The sequence below is a fragment of the Actinokineospora spheciospongiae genome (genome assembly GCF_000564855.1).
Classification (GTDB): Bacteria; Actinomycetota; Actinomycetes; order Mycobacteriales; family Pseudonocardiaceae; genus Actinokineospora; species Actinokineospora spheciospongiae.
Map to the genome: position 1 here is coordinate 36,235 of NZ_AYXG01000123.1, position 16,247 is coordinate 52,481.

General features: G+C 74.2%; 20 protein-coding genes. 10 read left to right on the top strand and 10 right to left on the bottom strand.

What is annotated here, in order from left to right; translation table 11 throughout:
• Positions 1–67 precede the first annotated feature (67 nt).
• Positions 68–1,234: a glycogen synthase gene (glgA, locus tag UO65_RS17090; protein ID WP_035283682.1), complete on the top strand. Its 1,167-nt coding sequence runs from the start codon at positions 68–70 to the stop codon at positions 1,232–1,234.
• 74 nt (positions 1,235–1,308) lie between these two features.
• Positions 1,309–1,791: a GtrA family protein gene (locus UO65_RS17095; RefSeq protein ID WP_052021271.1), complete on the top strand. Its 483-nt coding sequence runs from the start codon at positions 1,309–1,311 to the stop codon at positions 1,789–1,791.
• Positions 1,792–1,797: 6 nt separating this feature from the next.
• Here UO65_RS17095 and UO65_RS17100 read toward each other — a convergent pair whose 3' ends face one another.
• Together UO65_RS17100 and UO65_RS34700 are read right to left on the bottom strand one after the other, a co-directional pair.
• A complete protein-coding gene (locus tag UO65_RS17100) occupies positions 1,798–3,312 on the bottom strand; it encodes a leucyl aminopeptidase (RefSeq protein ID WP_035283684.1) in 1,515 nt (504 codons plus the stop codon).
• A 60-nt stretch (positions 3,313–3,372) separates the two neighbouring features.
• Positions 3,373–3,540: a DUF3117 domain-containing protein gene (locus UO65_RS34700; RefSeq protein ID WP_084175727.1), complete on the bottom strand. Its 168-nt coding sequence runs from the start codon at positions 3,538–3,540 to the stop codon at positions 3,373–3,375.
• Positions 3,541–3,966: 426 nt separating this feature from the next.
• Between UO65_RS34700 and UO65_RS17105 the strand changes: the two genes are divergently transcribed.
• A complete protein-coding gene (locus UO65_RS17105; protein WP_035283686.1) occupies positions 3,967–4,758 on the top strand; it encodes an enoyl-CoA hydratase-related protein in 792 nt (263 codons plus the stop codon).
• Here UO65_RS17105 and UO65_RS17110 read toward each other — a convergent pair.
• From UO65_RS17110 to UO65_RS17120, 3 genes are read right to left on the bottom strand one after another with little or no spacing between them, the layout of a single operon-like run.
• Complete coding sequence (locus UO65_RS17110) at positions 4,755–5,315, bottom strand: DNA-3-methyladenine glycosylase I (RefSeq protein WP_035283689.1); 561 nt, start codon at positions 5,313–5,315, stop codon at positions 4,755–4,757. The two genes, UO65_RS17105 and UO65_RS17110, sit on opposite strands and share 4 nt — an antisense overlap.
• Positions 5,312–5,755 (bottom strand): SRPBCC family protein, encoded by a 444-nt coding sequence (locus UO65_RS17115; protein ID WP_035283692.1) that lies wholly within the window; start codon positions 5,753–5,755, stop codon positions 5,312–5,314. The genes UO65_RS17110 and UO65_RS17115 overlap by 4 nt, the downstream gene beginning before the upstream one ends.
• Positions 5,752–6,054 carry a DivIVA domain-containing protein gene (locus UO65_RS17120; protein WP_035283694.1) on the bottom strand — a complete coding sequence of 101 codons (303 nt, stop codon included), beginning with the start codon at positions 6,052–6,054 and terminating at the stop codon, positions 5,752–5,754. The genes UO65_RS17115 and UO65_RS17120 overlap by 4 nt, the downstream gene beginning before the upstream one ends.
• 69 nt (positions 6,055–6,123) lie before the next feature.
• Here UO65_RS17120 and UO65_RS17125 point away from each other — a divergent pair, with 69 nt between their 5' ends.
• The 3 genes from UO65_RS17125 (at position 6,124) to UO65_RS17135 (ending at position 8,021) form a co-directional block, all read left to right on the top strand.
• Complete coding sequence (locus tag UO65_RS17125; protein ID WP_052021272.1) at positions 6,124–6,609, top strand: GNAT family N-acetyltransferase; 486 nt, start codon at positions 6,124–6,126, stop codon at positions 6,607–6,609.
• Between the two features lie 96 nt (positions 6,610–6,705).
• A complete protein-coding gene (locus UO65_RS17130; RefSeq protein ID WP_035283697.1) occupies positions 6,706–7,476 on the top strand; it encodes an LOG family protein in 771 nt (256 codons plus the stop codon).
• Entirely contained in the window at positions 7,476–8,021 is a 546-nt protein-coding gene (locus UO65_RS17135) for an LOG family protein (protein ID WP_035283698.1), read from the top strand. The genes UO65_RS17130 and UO65_RS17135 overlap by 1 nt, the downstream gene beginning before the upstream one ends.
• A 1-nt stretch (position 8,022) precedes the next feature.
• Here the strand turns inward: UO65_RS17135 and UO65_RS17140 are convergent, their stop codons facing one another.
• Positions 8,023–8,691 (bottom strand): lysophospholipid acyltransferase family protein, encoded by a 669-nt coding sequence (locus UO65_RS17140; protein ID WP_035283700.1) that lies wholly within the window; start codon positions 8,689–8,691, stop codon positions 8,023–8,025.
• Positions 8,692–8,848: 157 nt separating this feature from the next.
• On the opposite strand from UO65_RS17140, the gene folP reads away from it, so the two are divergent.
• Positions 8,849–9,664, top strand: a complete 816-nt coding sequence (gene folP / locus UO65_RS17145; protein ID WP_233427662.1) for a dihydropteroate synthase — start codon at positions 8,849–8,851, stop codon at positions 9,662–9,664.
• A gap of 14 nt (positions 9,665–9,678) precedes the next feature.
• The gene (locus tag UO65_RS17150) at positions 9,679–10,569 is read left to right on the top strand and encodes a glucosyl-3-phosphoglycerate synthase (RefSeq protein WP_035283702.1); all 891 of its coding nucleotides are present in this window, start codon (positions 9,679–9,681) and stop codon (positions 10,567–10,569) included.
• A gap of 16 nt (positions 10,570–10,585) precedes the next feature.
• Here the strand turns inward: UO65_RS17150 and UO65_RS17155 are convergent, their stop codons facing one another.
• On the bottom strand, positions 10,586–11,368 hold the full coding sequence (locus tag UO65_RS17155) for a cutinase family protein (protein WP_035283705.1): 783 nt from the start codon (positions 11,366–11,368) through the stop codon (positions 10,586–10,588).
• Positions 11,369–11,496: 128 nt separating this feature from the next.
• On the bottom strand, positions 11,497–12,564 hold the full coding sequence (gene dapE / locus UO65_RS17160) for a succinyl-diaminopimelate desuccinylase (protein WP_084175730.1): 1,068 nt from the start codon (positions 12,562–12,564) through the stop codon (positions 11,497–11,499).
• A 45-nt stretch (positions 12,565–12,609) separates the two neighbouring features.
• On the opposite strand from dapE, the gene dapD reads away from it, so the two are divergent.
• A complete protein-coding gene (gene dapD, locus UO65_RS17165; protein ID WP_035283706.1) occupies positions 12,610–13,590 on the top strand; it encodes a 2,3,4,5-tetrahydropyridine-2,6-dicarboxylate N-succinyltransferase in 981 nt (326 codons plus the stop codon).
• Between the two features lie 58 nt (positions 13,591–13,648).
• On the opposite strand, the gene dapC is transcribed toward dapD, so the two are convergent.
• Together dapC and fdxA are read right to left on the bottom strand one after the other, a co-directional pair.
• Entirely contained in the window at positions 13,649–14,737 is a 1,089-nt protein-coding gene (gene dapC, locus UO65_RS17170; protein ID WP_035283707.1) for a succinyldiaminopimelate transaminase, read from the bottom strand.
• Complete coding sequence (gene fdxA, locus UO65_RS17175) at positions 14,734–15,054, bottom strand: ferredoxin (protein ID WP_035283709.1); 321 nt, start codon at positions 15,052–15,054, stop codon at positions 14,734–14,736. Before fdxA ends, dapC begins: the two co-directional genes overlap by 4 nt.
• 133 nt (positions 15,055–15,187) lie before the next feature.
• On the opposite strand from fdxA, the gene UO65_RS17180 reads away from it, so the two are divergent.
• Positions 15,188–16,054, top strand: coding sequence for a GNAT family N-acetyltransferase (locus tag UO65_RS17180; protein ID WP_035283711.1), 867 nt, complete (start codon positions 15,188–15,190; stop codon positions 16,052–16,054).
• Positions 16,055–16,247: the final 193 nt, after the last annotated feature.

The following is a 16,247-nucleotide window of genomic DNA, read 5'->3' on the forward strand; positions in this document are numbered from 1 at the left end:
TGTGGTCCCGCGTTCACCCGTGCGCCGCAGTGCGTTCCCCCGGCGCCGTGCGGCTACCGTGTCCCGCGTGCGCATAGGACTGCTGACGAGGGAATACCCACCGGAGGTCTACGGCGGGGCGGGCGTGCACGTGGCGTTCCTGGTGCCGCGGCTGCGGGAACTGCTCGACGTGGACGTGCACTGCTTCGGCGGGCCGCGCTCCGACGCGACCGCGCACAACCCGGCCGCCGGGCTGGAGCACGCGAACGCGGCGCTGCGCACGCTGTCGGCGGACCTGTCGATCACCGCGGCGGTGGACAAGGTCGACCTGGTCCACTCGCACACCTGGTACGCGAACATGGCCGGTCAGCTCGCCCAGGTGCTGCACGGCGTCCCGCACGTGGTGACCGCCCACTCGCTGGAGCCGCGCAGGCCGTGGAAGGCCGAGCAGCTCGGCGGCGGCTACCGGCTGTCCTCGTGGGTGGAGAAGACCGCCTACGAGTCGGCGGACGCGGTGATCGCCGTCAGCGCCGGGATGCGCGCGGACGTGCTCGACTGCTACCCGGCGCTGGACCCGGCCAGGGTGCACGTGGTGCGCAACGGCATCGACTCCACCGCCTACCGCCCGGTCACCGAGACCGACGCGCTGCGCGCGCACGGCATCGACCCGGGCAGGCCGATCGTGCTGTTCGTGGGCAGGATCACCCGGCAGAAGGGGGTGGGGCACCTGGTGGCCGCCGCCCACCACATCGACCCGGACGCGCAGGTCGTGCTGTGCGCGGGCGCCCCGGACACCCCGGAGATCGCCGAGGAGACCCGGGTGGCGGTCGCGGAGCTGGCGTCGGCGCGGCCCGGGGTGTTCTGGATTCAGAAGATGCTGCAGCCCGCCGAGGTGCGCCAGTTGCTGAGCCGGGCGGCGGTGTTCGTGTGCCCGTCGGTGTACGAGCCGCTGGGCATCGTGAACCTGGAGGCGATGGCGTGCGCGACCGCCGTGGTCGCCTCGGACGTCGGCGGCATCCCGGAGGTCGTCGTGGACGGGGAGACGGGCCTGCTGGTGCACTACGACGAGGCGGACCCGTCGGCGTTCCGCAGCGGGCTGGCGGACGCGGTCAACGAGGTGCTGGCCGACCCGGAGCGCGCGGCGGCGATGGGCGCGGCGGGGCGGGAGCGGGCCGTGCGGGACTTCTCCTGGGCGTCGGTGGCCGAGCAGACGGTGGCCGTGTACGAGGCGGCGCGGGCGGTGCACGGCGGCTGATCCGCGCCCGGGGTGATCCCAACGTCACACCGGGGCTGAGAGCGTGGTCAGCACCGGGCTCGTAGGGTGGTGGCGTGCACGTCCACCTGGGCAAACCGGCGTTCTCCCGGTACTCGGTGGCGTCGCTGCTGGCCACCGGGATCAGCCAACTGGTGCTGTTCGGGCTGTACGCGTGGGGTGGGGTGGGTGCCCTCCCGGCGAGCGTGATCGCGTTCGCGGTGGGGGCGGTGCCGCACTTCGTGCTGGTGCGCTGGTGGGCGTGGGGGCAGCGCGGGGTGCCGCGGCTGACCGGGCAGGTCGTCGGCTACCTGGTGACGACCGCGGTCGGCGGGCTGGTGTCGGTGGTGCTGACCGCGGGGGTGGACTGGCTGGTGGAGCCGCTGCTCGCCGACCGCGGGGTGCGCACGCTGGTGCTGAACGTGACGTACGTGCTCAGCGGGTTGCCGGTGTTCCTGGCGAAGTACGCGGTGTTGGACCGGGTGTTCGCCGGGCCGGGGGCCGCTGAGGACCCCGAGGCCGCCGCGCTGCCGTCGGAGCCGCTGGCGGGTCGGGCCTGACGCCGCTCAGGCCCCCGCCGCGTAGGAGTCGACGAACTCGACCAGGGTGCGGGCGGCGAAGCCGGTGGCGCCCGGGACGACGTCGTCGTAGGGGCGGTCCGCCCGGGCCGGGCCCGCGATGTCCAGGTGCGCCCAGGGCAGGCCCGCGGTGAACTCGCGCAGGAACAGGGCCGCGGTGATGCCGCCCGGCCCCGGCGGGCACTGCCGGACGTCGGCGATGTCGCTGGGGACGTGCTCGGCCCACTCGTCGAGCAGCGGCATCCGCCACCACGACTCGCCCGCCCGCGCCCCCGCCTCGACCACCCGGTCGGCCAGGGCCGCGGAGTCGGCGAACAGGCCGCCGGTGCGCAGGCCCAGGGAGATCTTCATGGCGCCGGTGAGGGTGGCCACGTCGAGGAGGACGTCGGCGCCGAGTTCGGCCGCGGCGTAGGCCAGGGCGTCGGCGAGGACCATCCGGCCCTCGGCGTCGGTGTTGGTCACCTCGGTGGTGCGGCCGCCGTAGTGGCGGACGACGTCACCGGGGCGGTAGGCGGAACCGGAGACGTGGTTCTCCGCGCAAGGCACCAGCGCGGTCACCCGGACCGGCAGGCCCAGGCGGGCCACCGCGATCATCGCCGCGATGACGGCGGCACCGCCGGACATGTCGGTGCGCATCAGGTGCATCCCGTCGGCGGGCTTGATCGAGATGCCGCCGGTGTCGAAGGTGATGCCCTTGCCGACCAGGACCAGGTGCGGGCCCCCGGCGCCCGGGGGCGCCCAGGTGAGGTGCAGCAGCCGGGGCGGCCGTTCGGACCCGCCGCCGACCGCGATGACCCCGCCGAAGCCGTGCTCGGCCAACCACTCCTCGTCGCGGACCACCGCGTCCAGGCCGGGTACCTTCCCCGCCGCCCTGGCCGCGGTGCGGGCCAGCCACGCCGGGTCCTTGACGTTGGACGGGGTGTTGGCCAGGTCGCGGGCGAAGGCGGTGGCCGCCGCCAGCGCGGTGGCCCGGCTGACCGCCGCCGCCACCTCGGCGCGGCGGTCCGGTTCGGACACCACCAGCCGCGCGGTGCGCAGCCGCGGCTTCTGCTCCTCGCCGGTGACCCGGAACCGGTAGCCGCCAAGCGACAGGCCCCTGGCGAACTGGGCCGCCTCCTCCGGTCCGGCGTCCGGCGGCAGCACGAGCGCCACCCCCGGCCGCCCGGTCCCGCGCCCGCTGTCGGTGTCCGCCGCCGCCCGCGCGTCCACGGCGCAGACCAGTGCCGCGCCCGCCGCCCGCCAGTCCGCCGCGGTCCCCTCGCCCACCCCGAGCACCCAGGCCGCCGCCGAGTCGGCGGGGCCGGGCTGCACCTCGCCCGCCCGGCCGGACAGCGCGACCGCGCTCGCCCAGTCGGCGCCGAGGTCGTTCCCGCCTGGCCCGAGCAGCGGGGGGCCGTCCGCCGAACTGCGGCTGAGCACGACGAGCGGCAGGCCGCCCCGCACCGAGGCCGCCACCTCCACGTCGGGCAGCGTCGTCGGCAGGGTCGGCACCGGCGTGGACAAGGTTCCTCCGGCTGGGATGCTCGGGAAGCGGGTGGTGGTGGGGTGGTGGGCGGTCGCGGCTCAGCCGGAGGCGGACTTGAGCGCGTCCCCGAGGTTGCCCGCCTCCTCCGGCGTCATCTCCACGACGAGGCGTCCACCGCCCTCGAGCGGGACGCGCATCACGATGCCCCGGCCCTCCTTAGTCACTTCGAGGGGACCGTCACCGGTCCGGGGCTTCATGGCCGCCATAGCGTGCTCCCTCCGTCATAGCCTGCCCACCCGGCGCTGGCCTCCGCACGCGTCGGACGGCCGGGTCGAATGACATTCTCCCCCATCCGGTCGCGGCGGGTGAAATCGAACCGATCATCGCGTGTCGGGTGACCGGCCACGATGGGCGGGCGGCCCGCCCCCGGCGGCCTCCCGACCCGGCTCCGCCGCACCCCCTCCGCGCCCACGGCGGACACCCGCGCACCCGGGGCGGGGTCGCCGCCGCCTTCCCGAGCCGACCTCGGCATTCCCGCCATCCGGACCGCGGTGTCCAAAATGGTGCGCCGCCCGCGCCCCCGAGGGACGGCCCCGGCCGCGCTGTGGTGTCGGTGGACACACGGCGGCGGCCCGCTTCCTGGCGGGGTGCCCGGGTGGTAAGCAGGGGTACACCGCGTGAAAGGGAGCCCGATGTCCGACACGGCACTGCTGACCGAGGACCGCGACGGCGTGCGCACGCTGACCCTGAACCGGCCGGAGGCGTACAACTCGCTCACGGTGGCGCTCAAGGAGGCCCTGCTCGACGCGCTGACCGCCGCCGCGGCCGACGCGTCGGTGCGCGCGGTGGTGCTGACCGGCGCCGGGAAGGCGTTCTGCGCGGGCCAGGACCTCAAGGAGCACGTCGAACTGCTGCGCGCGGACGACCCGGCACCTCTGTCGACGGTGGAGAGGCACTACAACCCGATCGTCACCGCCATCACCGGGATGCCCAAACCGATCATCGCCGCGGTGAACGGCATGGCCGCGGGCGCGGGCGCCTCCTTCGCCTACGCCTGCGACCTGCGCATCGCCGCCGACTCGGCGAAGTTCCTGATGGCCTTCGCCAACGTCGGCCTCACCGCCGACTCGGGCGCGGCCTGGACGCTGCCGCGGCTCATCGGCTACGGCCGGGCGATGGAGATGATGCTGCTGGCCAAGCCGGTGAGCGCCGAGGAGGCGCTGCGGCTGGGCATGGTCGGCCAGGTGCTCCCGGCCGCGGAAGTGCTCCCCGCCGCGCAGGCGCTGGCGACCAGGATGGCGGCGGGCCCGACCACGGCCTACGCGATGATCAAGGAGGCCATGCTGCGCTCGGCGGGCGCCCCGCTGGCCGATGGCCTGGTCGCCGAGGGCGAGACGCAGGCCAGGGCGGGTGCGACGGCTGACCACCGCGCGGCCGTGGAGGCGTTCGTGGCGAAGCGGGAGCCGGTGTTCGAGGGCCGCTAGGCCGGGTTCTCGGGGGTCGCGCGCCAGCAGGTCCGCACGTGGTCGTCGACCATGCCGGTGGCCTGCATGAGGGCGTAGCAGGTGGTGGGGCCGACGAAGGCGAAGCCGCGCTTCTTCAGCGCCTTCGACATCGCCGTGGACTCGGGGGTGATCGCGGGGACGTCGGCCATCGTCTTCGGGCGGGCGGGCTTGACCCCGGGGGCGAACGACCACAGCAGGTCGTCGAGGTCGGTGTCCATGGCGAGCACGGCCCTGGCGTTGGTGATGGTGGCGGTGACCTTGGCGCGGTTGCGGACGATGCCCGTGTCGGCCATCAGGCGTTCGACGTCGGTCGTGTCGAAGGCGGCGACCGCGTCCGGGACGAAACCGGCGAAGGCGCGGCGGAAGTTCTCCCGCTTGCGCAGGATGGTGATCCAGGACAGCCCGGACTGGAACGCCTCCAGGCTGATCCGCTCGAACAGGGCGTCGCGGCCGTGGAGGGGGACGCCCCACTCGGTGTCGTGGTAGTCGGCGTAGTCGGGGGCGGAGTCGCCCCAGGCGCAGCGGACCCGGTTCACCGGTAGGTCTCCGCGAAGCGGGCGAAGCGGCGCAGCGAGTACCGGACCCCCAACCGGAACCCGGGGCCGACGACGCGCCAGCCCAGTTCGCCCGCCCGGCCCAGCGGCAGTTCCAGCCGCTCGTGCCAGACGAAGGTGGACGCGCCGCCGCCGCGCGGCTGCACCTGGAACAGGCCGGTGCCGCGCACCACCCCGCCGGTGTGCAGGACCTCGACGCGCTTGGGCGCCTCCCAGGTGGTGATGCGCATGGTGTCGGTGAACCCCACCCCGAGCACCCCGGTGAACGCCGACAGGCCGGACCCGACACCGCGCCCGTCGCCCTCGGTGATCCGGACCTTCGTGCCCAGCATCCACTCGCCCTGGCGCGCCCAGTCGGTCAGCGCGGCCCAGGTGGTGTCGGCGGGGGCGGCCACCGGGACCCGCTCGGTGACCTCGATCATTCAGCCGCCTCCCTGGCGCGCTCCAGCTCGGCCACCCTGGCCCGCAGGGTGTCGATCTCGGTGCCGAGCCTGCGCAGCACCCAGTCGACCTCGGACATCTTGTAGCCGCGCAGGGTGAGCTGGAACCGGACGGACTCCAGGTCGGCGCCGGTGATGTCGGTGGCGGGCAGGCGGGTGGGCGACGCGCCGGGGGCCAGCGGCGGCAGCTCCTCGCCCCGGCCGAACACGACCGAGGCCAGCAGGAACACCACGCCCGCCACGAGCACCATGACGACGAGGTAGATCAGTGCGGTGGTCACGGGGGGATCGTGTCACGCCCGGCGGAAACCCGGTTGCCGACACCACGACCCCGCCCCGACGATGTCCCCATGCCCGAGGTCACCCGCCTCACCCCGCAGGACTGGTCCGCCCTGCGGGCCGTGCGCCTCGCCGCCCTCGTCGACAGCCCGCACGCCTTCGCCTCCACCCTGGCCAGGGAGACGGCGTTCACCGAGGCCGACTGGCGGTCCTGGCCGTCCCGGCACGCCGTGTTCGCCGCCCTGGTCGACGGCACCCCGGTCGGGTTGGCGGCGGGTGCGCCGGACCCGGCCGGGCTGGAACTGGTCTCCCTGTGGCTGGCCCCCGGCCACCGCGGCGGCGGGCTCGCCGACGGACTGGTCGCGGCGGTCGTCGGGCGGGCCGGGGAGCTGGGCGTCGACACGGTCACCGCCTGGGTGTGGGAGCACAACGCGCGGGCCCACCGCTTCTACGACCGCCTCGGCTTCGCGCCCACCGGTCGCGGCGAGCCGAACCCGGCCCACCGGGACCAGCTCGAGGTCGAACTCGCGCTCCCCGTCCCCGGGCCCGCCCGGTGATCACCCGGCGGTCGGTCCGGCCCGTTCGCCCGCTGTTTGCCGGGGCGGGCGTTTTCCGACCGCCGGACATGGGGTGATCACCCTAGACTCGCGGCCGTGACAAGCGAGCCGAAGAAGGACGAGCCGCCGCGCGAGCGCCAGCGCGGACCGGTGACGCTGCGGCGCGACCGCAGCGACGAGGCGACCACCACCGACCAGCGGCTGCTGGACTCGCGCGGGCCCAGCGACTGGGTGCACACCGACCCGTGGCGGGTGCTGCGCATCCAGGCCGAGTTCGTCGAGGGCTTCGGCGCGCTGGCCGAGGTGCCGCGGGCGGTCACCGTGTTCGGGTCGGCGCGCACCGCGCGCGACCACGAAGAGTACAAGCTGGGCCAGCGGATCGGCGCGGCGCTGGCCGAGGCCGGGTTCGCCGCGATCACCGGCGGTGGGCCGGGGGTGATGGAGGCGGTCAACCGCGGCGCGTCCGACGCCGGCGGGTTCTCCGTGGGCCTGGGCATCGAGCTGCCGTTCGAGCAGGGCCTCAACGAGTGGGTCGACCTGGGCGTGAACTTCCGCTACTTCTTCGCCCGCAAGACCATGTTCATCAAGTACTCGCAGGCCTTCATCTGCCTGCCCGGCGGCTTCGGCACGCTCGACGAGCTGTTCGAGGCGCTGACCCTGGTGCAGACCAAGAAGGTCACCAAGTTCCCGGTGGTCCTCTTCGGAACCGAGTACTGGGGCGGGCTCTACGACTGGCTGCGGGACTCGGTCCTCAAGAGCGGCAAGATCGGCGAGAAGGACATGGCGCTGCTGCACCTCACCGACGACGTCGACGACGCCGTGCAGGTCGTGGAGAACGCCTACCAGGCCTGGAGCGACGCGCACTGATGGCCGGGCACGGGGTGTGCGTCTACTGCGCGTCGAACTCGAACGTCCCCCGCGGTCACCTCGACCTCGCCGACGAGGTGGGCGCGGGCATCGCCGACCGAGGCTGGTCGCTGGTCTGGGGCGGGTCCAGCGCGGCCATGATGGGCGCGGTGGCCCGCGCGGTCCGCCGCGGCGGCGGGCACACCCTGGGGGTGATCCCGCAGGGCCTGGTGGACCTGGAGGTGGCCGACCCGGAGGCCGACGAACTGGTCGTGGTGGACACCATGCGCGAGCGCAAGCGGATCATGGACGACCGCGCCGACGCGTTCCTGGCCCTGCCCGGCGGGCTGGGCACGCTGGAGGAGCTGTTCGAGGTGTGGACCGCGGGCTACCTGGGGATGCACCGCAAACCGGTGGTCGTGCTGGACCCGGACGACCACTACGCGGGGCTGCTGGAGTGGACCCGCGGGCTGGCCGCGAAGGGGTTCGTCTCCCCCGCGTCCCTGGACTTCCTGGTGGTGACCAGGACGGTCGACGAGGCCCTGGACGCGGTCGCGCCGCGGTAGCTCAGGCGGCGTCGGGGCGCTTGTGGTAGCTGTCGACGTACTCCTGGCCGGACAGCTCCATCAGCGCGTACATGACCTCGTCGGTCACCGCGCGGCGGATCGGCAGCGAGTTGCCCAGGCCCGCGTAGCGGGAGAAGTCCAGCGGCTCGCCGAAGACCACCTTGATCCGGCGCGGCCGGGGCAGGCGGGTGCCCGCGGGCTGCACCCGGTCCGTGCCGACCAGGGCCACCGGCACCACCGGCGCCCCGTGCTCCAGGGCGAGCTGCGCCACCCCGGTGCGGCCGCGGTGCAGCTTGCCGTCGAGGGAGCGGGTGCCCTCCGGGTGGATGGCGAACGCGTCGCCGCGGTCGAGGACGGCGCCCGCGACCTCCAGCGACTGCAGGGCGGCCCGGCTGTTGTCGCGCTGGACCGGGATCGCGCCCAGGGCGCGGAACAGGGTGCCCACCAGCCGCCCGCGCAGCGAGGTCGCGGTGAAGTACTCGGCCTTGGCCAGGAACGCCACCTTGCGCGAGAGCATCAGCGGCACCACGAAGCTGTCGATGACCGCGAGGTGGTTGATGGCCAGGATCACCGGCCCCTTCGTCGGAACCAGGTTCGCGCCCACGACGGTGGGGCGGAAGAACAGCTTGGCGAGGAACGACAACACCGAACGCAGCGCGCGGTAGAACACGGCGAACCCTCCTAGGTCGACCCCACTGTAGTCCCGCCCCCGCGCCCGGAGACGCCGGTCACCGACCCGGGTGACCGACCGCATGGCACGATCGGGGGTCGTGACCACAGCACTGCGGTTCGGTTCCCGCCCGGTCCCGCGCGACCGGGCGCTGGTCATGGCGATCGTGAACCGGACGAGGGACTCGTTCTACGACGGCGGCGCCACCTTCGCCGAGTCCGCCGCGCTGGCCGCGGTCGACCGGGCGGTCACCGAGGGCGCCGACATCGTCGACATCGGCGGGGTGCGGGCGGGCTCGCACGGGGAGGCCGTGGACGCCGCCGAGGAGGCGCGGCGGGTGGTGCCGTTCGTGGCCGCGGTCCGCGAGCGGCACCCGGACCTGGTGATCAGCGTGGACACCTGGCGCTCCCGGGTCGGCCGGGCGGTGTGCGCGGCGGGCGCGGACCTGATCAACGACACCTGGGCGGGGGCGGACCCGGCGCTGGCCGAGGTGGCGGCCGAGTTCGGCGTGGGCATCGTCTGCTCGCACACCGGCGGCGCCGCCCCGCGCACCGACCCGCACCGGGTCCGCTACACCGACGTGGTCGCCGAGGTCGCCGCGGAGCTGGTCGGGCGCGCGGAGCGGATGGTGGCCCTGGGGGTGCCGAGGGCGGGGGTGCTGATCGACCCGACGCACGACTTCGGCAAGAACACCTGGCACGGCCTGGAGCTGCTGCGCAGGCTCGACGAGCTGGTCGGCACCGGGTGGCCGGTGCTGATGGCGCTGTCCAACAAGGACTTCATCGGCGAGACCCTGGGCGTGGGCGTGGAGGAGCGGGTCGAGGGCACCCTGGCCGCGACCGCGCTGGCCGCCGGGGCGGGCGCCCGGGTGTTCCGCGCCCACCAGGTCCGGGCGACCCGCCGGGTGGTGGACATGGTGGCCGCGATCGCGGGCACCCGCCCGCCGCGCCGCGCGCTGCGGGCGCTGGCGTGAACCCGGTCGAGCGGATGCTGGCCGACCGCACCTGGCAGAGCCCGGAGTGGTCGGTCTCGGCGCTGGTCCGGGCTAAGGGCACCCGCACGGTGAGCGTGGTGCTGCCCGCACTGGACGAGGAGGCCACGGTCGGCGCGGTCGTGGAGTCCGTCCGCCCCCTGCTGGGCACCCTGGTCGACGAGCTGGTGGTGCTGGACTCCGCCTCCACCGACCGCACCGCCGAGGTCGCCGCCGCCGCGGGCGCCCGGGTGGTCCACCGCGACCGGGTGATACCGGAGCTGCCCGCGCGCCCCGGCAAGGGCGAGGTGCTGTGGCGCTCCCTGGCCGCCACCACCGGCGACCTGCTGGTGTTCCTGGACTCCGACCTGGTCGACCCAGACCCCGCGTTCGTCCCGGCACTGCTGGGACCGCTGCTCACCCTGTCGGACATCCACCTGGTGAAGGGCTTCTACCGGCGCCCGCTGCGGCTGGAGAGCACCGGCGGCGGGCGGGTGACCGAGCTGCTGGCCCGGCCGGTGCTCTCGGCCCTGCGCCCGGAACTGGCCGGGGTCATCCAGCCGCTGGGCGGGGAGTACGCGGGGACCCGCGAGTTCCTGGCGTCGGTGCCGTTCGCGGCCGGGTACGGGGTGGAGATCGGGCTGCTGCTCGACGCGCACGCCCGCTACGGGCTGGCGGGGCTGGCGCAGGTGAACCTGGGGGTGCGCAAGCACCGCAACCGGTCGCTGCTGCAACTGGGGGTCATGTCCCGGCAGATCCTCGGCACCGCCCTTTCCCGCTGCGGCCTGCCCGCGGCGGACGCGGACCTGACCCAGTTCGTGCAGGTGGGCGGGGAGTGGGTGCCCGACCGGGTGCCGGTGCTGGTCGCGGACCGCCCGCCGATGGCCGAGGTGCTGGAGCGCCGGTAGCCGGTCCGCGTGGCCGTCAGTGGCGGGAGTCCGACCAGGCGAGGATCTCCCGGGCGAGCTGCGGGGCCATCAGGTGGTAGTCCACGTGCGCCCCGTCGTCGCCCCAGCGGAACGGCAGACCGCCGAGGCCGCCGCCGCAGGCCGGGTCCTTGCGCCAGCACAGCGAGATCGCGTTCCACCCGGGCGGGAACAGCGGGATCGGGCCGAGCGCGAACGGGTTCTCCGGAATGTCGTCGAAGAAGAAGTGGTTGATGCCCAGCGAGATGCCGGTGCGGCTGGTGATCGCTTCCCGGATGTCGTTGACCATCGGCAGGAATGGATCTTCGCTGTCGAAATTGGGGTCGGCGAGCAGGTGCACCCGAATTCGCGGATCGGGTTTCTGGCTCGCCAGGGTGCGGCGGATGACGTCGGAGCCCTGGGAGTAGCCGATGACGGCGACGTCGCTGCCCGGGCAGTTCGCGCGCAGCGCGGCCAGGTCCGACTGCATCCGGCGCACGCCGTCGCGGACGCTCTCCGCGTAGGTGTGCACGAGGTCGGGGCGGCCCCAGCTCAGCTCCCAGATCACCGCCGGGTAGCTGTTGCCCTGGGCGCTGACCCCGCCCGGCCGCAGCCGGTCCAGCTCGTCGACGACGGGGCCGATCTGGTTGCCGAACGGGCCCACCTCCTCGCTGCCGCGCACCGCGTAGACGTGCAGCGGCGCGCACGCCACCGCCTGCGGCGCCGCCTCGCCCGCGGGGGTCAGCGTGAGCACCAGGACGGCGGCGGCCGCGATGCCGCCGAGTGCCCGAACGAGTTTCATACCTTGAGAAATACTACTGTTCCCAGATCGAGGGCAATACGCGGCACGGAAATTCCGGCGGCCTTGGATGGGCGTGAGCAAAAGCCGCTCTGGGTTACCCGGCGGTATTTCGGTACAATTCCCGACTTTCAGCCCGCGACGAACCGCCGCAGCACCTCCAGGCACCGGCTGATGTGCTCCACCGGCACGTTCTCCTGCTGGGTGTGGGCCAGCGTCGGGTCGCCCGGCCCGAAGTTCACCGCCGGGATGCCCAGGGCGGAGAACCGGGACACGTCGGTCCACCCCAGCTTGGCCACCGGCCGCCCGCCCGCCGCCGCGATCAGCTCCTGGGCCGCGGGCGCGGTCAATCCGGGCAGCGCACCCGGCGACATGTCCTCCACGGTCAGGTCGTACCCGGCGAAGACCTCCCGCACGTGCGCCTCGGCCCGCTCCGGCGACCGGTCCGGGGCGAACCGGAAGTTCACCTTGAGCACCGCCTCGTCCGGCACCACGTTGCCCGCCACCCCACCGGACACGTGCACCGCCTGCAGGCCCTCGCGGTAGGTGCACCCGTCGATGTCGACCACGCGCGCCTCGTACTCCGCCAGGGTCCGCAGCGCGCCGCCGAGGGCGTGCACGGCGTTGACGCCCATCCACCCCCGCGCGGTGTGCGCCCGGGCACCGGTGGTGCGCAGCACGACCCGCATGGTGCCCTGGCACCCGGCCTCGATCACCGCGTTCGACGGCTCGCACACCACGACCAGGTCACCGCGCATCCACTCCGGCAGGTCCCGCTCGACCCGGCCGAGGCCGTTGCGGTCGGCGGCGACCTCCTCGCAGTCGTAGAACAGGAACGTCAGGTCGTGCACCGGCTCGGCGACGGTGGCGGCCAGGTGCAGCATCACCGCGTCGCCGCCCTTCATGTCCACGGTGCCCAACCCGTGCAGCACCCCGCCCTCCCGGCGCGAGGGCAGGTTCCGGTTCTCCGGCACCGTGTCGAGGTGCCCGGCGAACACCACCCGCGTCGGGCGGCCCAGGGTGGTCCTGGCCAGCACGGTGTTGCCCGAGCGCACCAGCTCCAGGTGCGGGGCCTGCGCCCGCAGCGCGGCCTCCACGGCGTCGGCGAGCACCCCCTCCCGCCCCGACTCGCTGGGCACGTCCACCAGCGCGGCGGTGAGGTCGACGGGGTCTGCGGTGAGATCGAGCACGGGGGTCACGGGTGGCCACGCTACCGGGGTCCGGCATTGGCTACCGTTGCGCCCGTGAGCAGCGCAGAGTCGATCGACAACAGGGCCGCCCACGGCGTCGGCCTGGCGACCGTGACCACCGGCGGGACCGTGCTCGACACGTGGTTCCCGAACCCCAAGCTGGGCCGGGCCCCCACCCCCGGCACCCTGCGGCTGTCCGAGCACGAGGCCGTCGAGGCCCTCGGCGCGGGCGTCTCCGCCCTCCTGGGCCCCGACCCCGCCCGCGGCGTCGAGGTCATCGCGGTCCGCACCGGCATCGACGACCTCGACGCCCCGCCCGCCGACGCGCACGACGTCTACCTGCGGCTGCACCTGCTCTCGCACCGCCTGGTCCGCCCGCACGGGCAGAACCTCGACGGCGTCTTCGGCCTGCTCAGCAACGTCGTGTGGACCAACCACGGGCCGTGCGCGGTCGAGGGCTTCGAGCAGACCAGGCTCGCCCTGCGCGCCCGCGGCCAGGTGACGGTGCACAGCGTCGACAAGTTCCCCCGCATGGTCGACTACGTCCTGCCCGGCGGCGTCCGCGTCGCCGACGCCGACCGCGTCCGCCTCGGCGCCCACCTGGCCACCGGCACCACGGTCATGCACGAGGGCTTCGTCAACTACAACGCGGGCACCCTCGGCGCCTCCATGGTCGAGGGCCGCATCTCCGCGGGCGTCAGCGTCGGCGACGGCTCCGACGTCGGCGGCGGCGCCTCCATCATGGGCACCCTCTCCGGCGGCGGCAAGGAGACCATCACCCTGGGCGAGCGCTGCCTCCTCGGCGCCAACGCGGGCATCGGCATCTCCCTCGGCGACGACTGCGTGGTCGAGGCGGGCCTCTACGTCACCGCGGGCACCAAGGTCGCCCTGCCGGACGGCACCACGGTCAAGGCCAGGGACCTCTCCGGCGAATCCGGCCTGCTGTTCCGCCGCAACTCCACCACGGGCGCGGTCGAGGTCGTCAAGCGCGACGGCGGCGGCGTGGAACTGAACGCGGCCCTGCACGCCAACTGAGGCACTGACACGACGAGGCCCGCCCCCGACCGGGGCGGGCCTCGTCGTGTCATTGGGGCTAGGCCGCCAAGCGGTCGGCGGCGGCGGCCATGCGTTCGTCCGTGGCGGTGAGGGCGATGCGGACGTGGCGGTCGCCGGTGGGGCCGTAGAAGGTGCCGGGGGCGACCAGGATGCCCCGGTCGGCCAGCCAGGAGACGGTGTCCCAGGCGGACTCGGCCCGGGTGGACCACAGGTAGAGACCGGCCTCGGAGTGCTCGACGGTGAAGCCCGCGCGCTCCAGGGCGGGCTTGAGGACCGCGCGGCGGGCGGCGAAGCGGGCCTTCTGGGCGACCAGGTGGGCGTCGTCGGCGAGGGCGGCGGTCATGGCGGACTGCACCGGGCGGGGGACGATCATGCCCGCGTGCTTGCGGACCTCCAGCAGGCCCTTGACCAGGGCGGGGTCACCGGTGACGAAACCCGCCCGGTAACCGGCCAGGCTGGAGGTCTTCGACAGGGAGTGCACCGACAGCAGGCCGGTGAAGTCGCCGTCGCAGACCGAGGGGTGCAGCAGGGAGACGGGTTCGGCTTCCCAGCCCAGGGCCAGGTAGCACTCGTCGGAGACGACGACCGTGCCGCGCTCCCGGGCCCAGGACACGACCTTGCGCAGGTGCTCCACCGGCAGGACCCGGCCGGTGGGGTTGGACGGGGAGTTCAGCCAGACCATCGCCGGGGCCTCCGGGCCCAGCGCCGTCAGGCCGTCCGAGCGGACCACCCTGGCACCGGCCAGCCGGGCACCGACGTCGTAGGTGGGGTACGCCAGCTCCGGCACCACGACCGCCCGGCCGCGCGCGCCCAGCAGCGTCGGCAACCACGCCACCAGCTCCTTGGAGCCGATGGTGGGCAGCACCGCCGCCGGGTCCACGCCGAGCACGCCGTGGCGGCGGGCCAGCGCGTCCACCGCGGCCTGCCGCAACTCCGGCAGGCCGTGCGTCGTGGGGTAGCCCGGCAGCTCCGAGGCCGCGCCGAGGGCGGCCTGGACCAGGTCCGGGACCGGGTCCACCGGGGTGCCCACTGACAGGTCGACCACGCCGTCCGGGTGCGTCCGTGCCCGTGCGGCGTGGTCGGCCAGGGTGTCCCAGGGGAAGTCCGGGAGGTCGGGGAAGTTCACTCGCCCCGCGGGTCCAACGCCTTGATCCAGTCCGGGTCGGCGGAGGTCTTGCCCGCCTTGGAGGCACCGCCCGGGGAACCGAGGTCGTTGAAGAAGTCGACGTTGGCCTTGGTGTAGTTCGTCCACTGGTCGGGGACGTCGTCCTCGTAGTAGATGGCCTCCACCGGGCAGACCGGCTCGCAGGCACCGCAGTCAACGCACTCGTCGGGGTGGATGTAGAGCATCCGGTCGCCCTCGTAGATGCAGTCGACCGGGCACTCCTCGATGCACGCCTTGTCGAGGATGTCGACGCAGGGCTCGGCGATCACGTAGGTCACTGCGCTCTCCTGCTCCTTCGTGGTGTAGCGCGCGCACTCGGGAGGATGCGCGACGACCGACAGTATCTCCTCCGGGCCGACCGGGCACGCACCCGGTGCCGTCTAGCTCACACGGCCCGGCGACACTTCCCGGGTGCGTGCGGTGGGCGAACTCGAAGACGTGTGCGCGCGGGCCTGGCCCGCCGTGGTGACCCGACCGCTCGGGCGGTGGCTGCTGCGGGCGTCGGGCGGGTACACGGGGCGGGCGAACAGCGCGCTGGCCGTGGGCCCACCCGGGGTGCCGCTGCCCGCCGCGCTGCGGGCGGTGGTCTCGTTCTCCGCGGAGCACGGGATTCGGCCGTACGTGCAGGCGGTGGTGGGCGACGAGGTGGAGGCGGCCCTGCCCGGGTTGGGGTGGGAGGTGAACCTGGCGCACCCGAAAGGCGCTGAGTCCGCCGTCCTGACCTCGGTGCTGGGTTCGGGACCGGGGCGGGCGCCCGTTGGCGGGACGGGTGTGGAGGTGGGCGGCGCGGGCGTGGGCACGCCGGGGGTGGGCGGGCCAGGCGTGGAGGGGTCGGGCGTGGGGGCGCCGGGGGTGGCCAGGCCAGGTGCGGAGGGGTTGGGCGTGAGCGGATCGGGTGTGGAGGTGGTCGGGTCCCCTCCCCCGGGGTGGTTCGAGTTGGCCGTGGGCGGGGAGCCGTCGGCGGCGCAGCGGGCCGTGCTGACCTCCGGGCCGCGCGTGGGGTTCGCCTGCCTGCGGGAGGGCGGTGCGGTGGTCGGGGTGGCGCGCGGGTGCGTCGTCGACGACCACCTGCACATCGCGGTGCTGGAGGTGCGGAGCGGGCACCGGCGGCGCGGGTGCGCGCGGCGGTTGCTGGCCGGGTTGGACGCGTGGGCGACGGCGCACGGGGCGCGGCGGCGGGTGTTGCAGGTGGCGACGCACAACGAGGGGGCATTGGCGCTCTACCGGGGGCTCGGGTACGTGGAGTCGCACCGCTACCGGTACTGGGTACCCGCCTGACCTGCGACGACCTGGCCCGGCATGCTCCCACCCACGGCCGATCCGAGTTGTCCACAGTTTGCCGAGTTGTCCACAGGCAAGATCCACATCTCTCTGTCCGACACCTCGCGCCGGTAGAATGGACCTGGGCACGGCCCCCTGGGTGCGGTGGGGTGTGGGTGCGGTGGGGTGTGGGTGCGGTGGGGTGTGGGTG